We start from the raw sequence: 280 nt of genomic DNA, 5'->3' as shown, positions 1-280 counted from the left end.
AAGGATGTGCGTTTGACGGTTGGCTTGCAGGTACAGGAGGCCGCTTTCAGATCGTTCCTCGAAAAGACCGGAACGCTTGCCCGAGGTTCGGGGTTCATGGCGCGGTTTTTGGTTTGTTGGCCGGGATCAACCCAAGGGACGCGAACATTCAAGGAGGCCCCGGCGACATGGCCAGCGTTGGCCCGGTATCACGAGCGTATGACCGAACTACTCCAAAGACAGCGCGGGATCGTCAAAGGAATTATCCCAGGTATGGTCGATTTAAGTGATGAAGCCAAGG

1 protein-coding gene is annotated in these 280 nt (G+C 56.1%); it reads left to right on the top strand.

Going from position 1 to position 280, the window contains the following annotated elements:
* Window positions 1-6: 6 nt before the first annotated feature.
* Window positions 7-280: DUF3987 domain-containing protein (locus tag IV91_RS19915; protein WP_411464136.1), on the top strand; the 274-nt coding region annotated here is incomplete at its 3' end.

It is taken from the genome of Ferrovum myxofaciens, assembly GCF_000735045.1.
Classification (GTDB): Bacteria; Pseudomonadota; Gammaproteobacteria; order Burkholderiales; family Ferrovaceae; genus Ferrovum; species Ferrovum myxofaciens.
The sequence above is the reverse complement of the archived record's forward strand: the minus strand, read 5'-3'. Positions and strand labels throughout refer to the sequence as shown.